At 62.7% G+C, this 6,467-nt stretch carries 8 protein-coding genes; 2 read left to right on the plus strand and 6 right to left on the minus strand.

Annotated elements, in window-relative coordinates:
• The coding region (locus tag B3873_RS19895) for a GGDEF domain-containing protein (protein ID WP_286868514.1) at positions 1–428 on the plus strand (428 nt) is incomplete at its 5' end.
• A gap of 4 nt (positions 429–432) precedes the next feature.
• Positions 433–1,143, plus strand: coding sequence for an alpha/beta fold hydrolase (locus B3873_RS19900; protein ID WP_286868516.1), 711 nt, complete (start codon positions 433–435; stop codon positions 1,141–1,143).
• 26 nt (positions 1,144–1,169) lie between these two features.
• Here B3873_RS19900 and B3873_RS19905 read toward each other — a convergent pair whose 3' ends face one another.
• From B3873_RS19905 to ilvC, 6 genes are all read right to left on the minus strand, one after another.
• Positions 1,170–1,661: a hypothetical protein gene (locus B3873_RS19905; RefSeq protein ID WP_286868518.1), complete on the minus strand. Its 492-nt coding sequence runs from the start codon at positions 1,659–1,661 to the stop codon at positions 1,170–1,172.
• 185 nt (positions 1,662–1,846) lie between these two features.
• On the minus strand, positions 1,847–2,707 hold the full coding sequence (gene pssA, locus B3873_RS19910; protein WP_121039133.1) for a CDP-diacylglycerol--serine O-phosphatidyltransferase: 861 nt from the start codon (positions 2,705–2,707) through the stop codon (positions 1,847–1,849).
• Between the two features lie 118 nt (positions 2,708–2,825).
• A complete protein-coding gene (locus B3873_RS19915; RefSeq protein WP_013233751.1) occupies positions 2,826–3,470 on the minus strand; it encodes a phosphatidylserine decarboxylase in 645 nt (214 codons plus the stop codon).
• A 177-nt stretch (positions 3,471–3,647) separates the two neighbouring features.
• The gene (locus B3873_RS19920) at positions 3,648–4,178 is read right to left on the minus strand and encodes a vesicle formation protein (protein WP_121039130.1); all 531 of its coding nucleotides are present in this window, start codon (positions 4,176–4,178) and stop codon (positions 3,648–3,650) included.
• A gap of 121 nt (positions 4,179–4,299) precedes the next feature.
• On the minus strand, positions 4,300–5,094 hold the full coding sequence (locus B3873_RS19925; protein WP_039786757.1) for an SIMPL domain-containing protein: 795 nt from the start codon (positions 5,092–5,094) through the stop codon (positions 4,300–4,302).
• 221 nt (positions 5,095–5,315) lie between these two features.
• Positions 5,316–6,332, minus strand: coding sequence for a ketol-acid reductoisomerase (gene ilvC, locus B3873_RS19930; protein ID WP_034334512.1), 1,017 nt, complete (start codon positions 6,330–6,332; stop codon positions 5,316–5,318).
• Between the last annotated feature and the right edge of the window lie 135 nt (positions 6,333–6,467).

Here is a 6,467-nt window from a genome sequence, read left to right on the forward strand (position 1 = left end):
TGGAGCGCAAGGGTCCCTTCCCGGTCAGCGTGATCGTGGCCGATCTCAACGGCCTGAAGGACGTCAACGACGAGCTGGGCCACGCCACCGGCGACACCCTGCTGCGCCGCGTGGGGGAAGTGCTGGGCAAGGCGGTGGAACGTCCCTGCAGCGTGGCGCGCACCGGCGGTGACGAATTCGCCATCCTGCTGCCTGCCACCGACGAGCGTGGCTGCCAGTTGCTGATGGACCAGATCCAGAAACTGGTCGAAGTGAACAATCAATACTACTCGGGTGTCCCCCTGAGCCTGTCGATGGGCGCGGCTACCGGCGTTCCCGGCGAGCGTCTGGAACAGGTCGTGCAGCGGGCCGACAGCCTGATGTATGAAGCAAAACGCCATTATTACGCCAGCACGCCAGGCCTCGAACGCCGTCATCCGGACGACTGAAAACGTGTCCGCGCCCTATCCCTGCCCGCGTGAAGAACTGGCCCTGGCGGCGGGCGCGGAAACGCTGGCGGCCGATATTCTGCGCAGCGCGCCCGGCCAGCCCGTCCATACACTGGTGCTGCACGGGGCCGGGCAAGGGGACCGCCAGCGCCAGTGGCCACTGCGGCAGGCCCTTGCGGCACGAGGCTGCGCCAGTGCCGCCATCGACTTTTCCGGCCATGGGCAAAGCAGTGCCCTGCTGCCCAATTCCCTGTCCAAACGTTTGGACGAAGCACAAGCCGCGCTGGACCGCCTCACCGTCTCGCCGCGCACCGTTGTGGGCGTGAGCATGAGCGGCGAAATCGCCCTGCGCCTGGCCTGCCGGCCGGAGAACCGAATCACCCATGTCGTCACGCTGGTCGGTGCGCTCTATGATGGTGCCGCTTTCATGTTGCCTTTCGGGCCGGCCTTCAGCGCGGCCTTGCGGCGCCCGCACAGCTGGCGGGATGCCGAAGTGCTGCAGATGATCCGTGCTTATCGCGGACGGCTCACCCTGATCCGCGCCAGCGAGGATGCCGTCATCCCGGCCGAGATCGCCGAACTGATCCGGCAGCACGCCAGCCCGGCCAGCGACTGCCGCATCGTCGACCTGCCGGGCGTGGATCATCGCGTCAGCGAACGCAGCGCGCAGGATGCCGCGCTATGCGCACAGCTGGCCGCACTCATCACCGACTGAATTGCAGGGAATGAAGGGGAACCGCCTCAGGCCAAGGTCGAGATCAGGCCGCCGACCACGTTCTGGTTGACGATGTCCTCGACGATGGAACCGGTCAGATCAGGCTGGGATTTGAGCAGCAGGGAGAGCTGCGAACTGAGCCCCTCGCCGGCGAACATGCCTGAGCCATCATAGATGCCCGAAGTCGCCCCCGGCGTGACGATGCTGCCCAGCACCCCCTGGTAATAGCTCTGGGTGGCCTGGTTCTGGGTGAGATCGGTGGAGGTGCCGGCCGACGAACCGGCATTGACGATGGAATCAAACAGCCCCGCCGCATTGTAGGTCAGGCCGGAATTGGCGGAGGACCCGCCGCCCAAAGTCACGATCACCGAAGCCTCCGACGACAGCTCGACCGCCTGCGCTACGGCCGCAGGATTGCTGGCTGCAGTCACCGGATTGGAAGTGCCGCTGCTACCCAGGCCGTAGGGATCCAGGCTGCCCAGCGTGGTCAAGGTGGAGGTAGAGGATGTGATCGCCATGTTCATACCATCAACGCGCGATATGCAGCAACGCGCTTACCATGGGATTCTAGGAAACTCTGCCCTGCTCGGCAAGGCAGACTTGACGACGCTGACCGGCCGATGCCCGGCGCAATGCAAAACACCCGGCCGGGGCCGGGTGTTTCTTGTCATGCGGGAAGATGCTCCGTCAAGCTTAACGGGCATCAGTGCGGCAGATCGCCATGCTCATCCTTGGTCTGCACGATACTGACCGGCTTGCCCTTGATGCGGCGCCAGATGTAGACGCCATAGCCGGACAGGCCATACAGCACGAACAGCCCGAACAGCACCTTGGACGGATCGCTGGAAATGAGCACCAGCGCCACCACCACCAGCAGTGCCGCAATGAAGGGCACCGGCTTGCGGAAGTTGACATCCTTGAAGCTGTAGAACGGCACATTGGTGACCATGGTGATGCCGGCGTAGAGGGTGATGACCCAGCCATACCAGCTCAGGTCAGTGCCGGCAAAACGCAGGTCATCCATCAGCCAGACGAAGCCGGCCACCAGGGCCGCAGCCGCGGGGCTGGGCAAGCCCTGGAAGTAGCGTTTGTCGACCACGGCGATGTTGGTATTGAAGCGAGCCAGGCGCAATGCACCGCCGGCGCAATACACGAAGGCTGCCAGCCAGCCCAGCTTTCCCATGCCGCGCAGCGACCATTCATAGACCACCAGCGCCGGCGCGGCACCGAAGGAGACCATGTCGGAGAGGCTGTCGTACTGGGCGCCGAATTCGCTTTGCGTATTGGTCATGCGGGCCACGCGGCCATCCAGGCTGTCGAGCACCATGGCCACGAAGATGGCGATGGAGGCGTAGTCGAACTTCAGGTTCATGGCCATCACGATGGCGTAGAAACCGCAGAACAGCGCGGCTGTGGTGAAGGCGTTGGGCAACAGGTAGATGCCGCGCGAGCGCCGCCGTGCCACTACCTGCCCGGCCTCGTCCAGTTGCGCAGCCTTGGGGCGGCGCAGCGATTTCGGGAAGGGAATGCCGGCTTTGGCCTTGCGTCGTCGTAATGTGGGCATCGATGTCTATCAGTGAGGAGGACGGAAATCGCAGCACGCAGTCTGCGCCGGGGCCTCATCCGTGACGCCGCTGCAAGCACAGGCTGGCGCGCGGCACGGTGAGGCCTTCATGGTGTGATCAGAGTTCGGCCAGAATGGTTTCGGTGGCCGAGACCTTTTCACCGACGGTGACCTTGGGAGTGGCCGTCAGCGGCAGGTAGACGTCCACGCGCGAACCGAAGCGGATGAAACCGTAGCGCTGGCCACGGGCCAGGGTGTCGCCCGCCTTGACGTAGCACAGGATGCGGCGCGCGATCAGGCCGGCCACCTGCACGCAGGTCACGCTGTGACCGCTGGTGGTGGTGATGGCCAGGGCATTGCGCTCGTTTTCCAGCGAGGCCTTGTCGAGGTCGGCATTGACGAACTTGCCGGGGAAGTACTGCACCTTCTCGATCTTGCCATCCACCGGGGCACGGTTGGAGTGGACGTTGAAGACGTTCATGAAAACGCTGATCTTCAGGGCTTCGCGGTCGGTGTAGGGGTCATGGGCACGGGCCACGACGACGATACGGCCATCGGCCGGGGACAGCACGGCATTGGCGGCTTGCGGGATCACCCGCGGCGGATCGCGGAAGAACTGCAGGACGAACAGCGCGATGATCCACAGCGGGAAGGACCAGGCGCCGCAGAAATAGGTTGCCAGCGCTGCCACGACCACGGCGATGGTCAGGAAGGGCCAGCCTTCGCGGGCGATGATGGGATGGGGATAGTGGTTATTGTTCAATGTTGCTCCAATGATCGCGCGGTACTCGCGGAAAGTTCAAAAGTAAAAGCGTGCCTATTCTAGTCCAGCGCCCGTTAAATGCAATGAAATGCGCCGCCATCCGGCCGGTGGCGGTGCATCTCGGGGCATCCAGGACAATTTTTCGAGAACCGGGCCAGGGCATTGCCCGGCACCGGCTCAGCGCGGCTGCGGGCGGGAGAAACTCAGCTTGAGTTCATTGCGCGCCAGCCCGCGCGGACCGGTCAGTTGCATCTGTCCGATCAGGATCGTCACTTCGGCATCGGCATAGTCCAGGCCGGTGACTTCGGTGATCTGGCGCAGGTCGCCCTGGCGGCGTTCCTGCGGCTCGTCGGCGATGATGCCCGGCGGCTCCTTGGCCAGCGGTGCACAAGCCTTCACATCGTTGACCAGGCGCTGGTAGGCACGTCCCATGTCCGCTGGCGTCGAATAGCGCCAGATGCAGGTATAGACCGAGGAATTGTCGGCAATGGCGCAGCTCTCGGCACCATCCAGCATGAAATTGGAGAGATAGACAGGGCCGCGCTTGTCGCCCTTCATGACGGCATCGGGGCCGTCTTTCTTCCAGCCGTCGAAGTGCGATTGCGACTGCTGGTGGATGGCTCGCAGGTCGGCACAAATGTCGGCATGCGCCGTGCTGGCCACCAGTGCGGTGAAGAGAGGCAGCAGCAGCTTGGTGATGGTCCGCATGATGAGATGATCTTCTTGAAACGGAAAGGGAGGCCGATTATAGCCTCCCTTCCCTGCCGACCCGAGCGGGTTGACGATTCTTGATATGAACTGTCCGGCGCGAACAGTCCGGCGTGTTCACTTACTTGAAGCGCACCTTGCCCACCAGGCGCATGCTCACGGTGGACTCACCCGGCTCGAAGCTGGGCTCGGCCACCGTCGTGCTTTCCTGGACCATGTCGGCACGCATGGCCTTGGCCATCATCGGGGCGGGAGCCGGCGCGGCATAGTTGCCCGAGCCTTCGAAGTCCACGGTTTCAATCACGGCATCCGACGGGGCGCGATGCATGGCATTGGCGATGAAGCCGATGCGCTCTTCCAGGTTGCGGTAGGTGGCGTTGACCAGCGTGGCATCCAGCTTCTTGGCGGCCGCCGGGCTCAGGCCGAATTGCAGGCCGTTCAGGCTCATCAGGGCCTGGGCCGAAGAGACGGTCTTGGGCAGCGCGGCCAGGTTCTCGGTGGTCATCTCCAGATACTGGCCGACGCGCCATCCCACGACTTGCCGCGCCTTGGCTGGCTGGCGGGGCTGTTGCGGCGTGACTTGCGGCGGTTCTGCATAGACCGCGTAGGTGTAATAGCCGTAGCTCTTCAATGCCGCTTGCGGGTCCTGGCGCTTGAGCAGGTCAATGCCCTGCTTCATCTTCTGGTTCACGCGGGAGGCGGCAGCGGCCTTGTCCTTGTCCTGCTCTTCGACTTGCAGGGTGACGCGTGCCTGGTCATTCGGCACGCTGATCTCGCCATTGGCCGGCACCACGACCATGGTGCCGGTGGTCGGGACCGGGGCCGGCGCGCTCATGGCGGTCTGCGCCTGAGATTGTGCAGCGATACAGGCGGTCGCCAGGACGGCACCCAGCATCAGTTTGCGGGAAGGTGTCATAAGGGATCCTCTTTATTCTTGGTCGGTGACGGGGTGATGATAGCTTCATATCGAAAGCATCAACCCTGCACTTCGACGACCGCCAGCACGGAATGGTTCTTGGCCAAGTGCAACAAGGCGTAACACAATGACAATTCCATCACCCTTCCCTGGCCCACGGACCAAAAAAAACGCCACGGCGAACCGTGGCGTTTTTCTCGATTGCAGCTTGTAGCGGCAGATCAGTTCTTGGTCTGGTCGACCAGCTTGTTGGCCTTGATCCAGGGCATCATGGCGCGCAGCTTCTCGCCCACGATTTCGATCTGGTGTTCGGCGTTGATACGACGACGCGACATGAGGGTCGGTGCACCGGCCTTGTTTTCCAGGATGAAGCTCTTGGCGTATTCGCCGGTCTGGATGTCTTCCAGGACCTTCTTCATGGCAGCCTTGCTCTCGGCGTTGATCACGCGCGGGCCGGTCACGTACTCGCCGTATTCGGCGTTGTTGGAGATCGAGTAGTTCATGTTGGCGATACCGCCTTCATAGATCAGGTCGACGATCAGCTTGAGTTCGTGCAGGCACTCGAAGTAGGCCATTTCCGGCGCGTAGCCAGCTTCGACCAGGGTTTCGAAACCGGCCTTGATCAGTTCCACGGTACCGCCGCACAGCACGGCTTGTTCGCCGAACAGGTCGGTTTCGGTTTCTTCGCGGAAGTTGGTTTCGATGATGCCGGCACGGCCGCCGCCGTTGGCGGTGGCGTACGACAGGGCCAGGTCACGGGCCGAGCCGGACTTATCCTGGTGCACGGCGATCAGGTGCGGCACGCCGCCACCCTGGCTGTAGGTCGAACGCACGGTGTGGCCGGGGGCCTTGGGGGCGATCATGATGATGTCCAGGTCAGCGCGCGGCACGACTTGGCCATAGTGGATGTTGAAGCCGTGCGCGAAGGCCACGGTCGCGCCTTGCTTGGCGAAGGGAGCGACGTTTTCTGCATAGACCTGGCCGATGTTTTCGTCCGGCAGCAGGATCATGATGACGTCGGCATCCTTGACCGCGTCGTTGACTTCGGCGACCTTCAGGCCAGCCTGTTCAGCCTTGTTCCACGAAGCGCCACCCTTGCGCAGGCCGACGGTCACCTTGACGCCGGAATCCTTCAGGTTCAGGGCGTGGGCATGGCCTTGCGAACCGTAACCGATGATGGTCACGTTCTTGTTCTTGATCAGGGACAGGTCTGCGTCTTTGTCGTAGAAAACTTTCATGATTTTTTCCTATGTTCCGAGTAACTCGAATTTGAATGTATGTATGTGTGTGTGATGCGTACTGCTGGCGCGGTCGATCAGATCTTCAGGATCCGTTCGCCGCGGCCGATGCCGGAGCCGCCGGTACGGACCGTT

It is taken from the genome of Herbaspirillum sp. UBA812, assembly GCF_002296545.1.
GTDB classification, from domain to species: Bacteria; Pseudomonadota; Gammaproteobacteria; order Burkholderiales; family Burkholderiaceae_D; genus Herbaspirillum; species Herbaspirillum huttiense.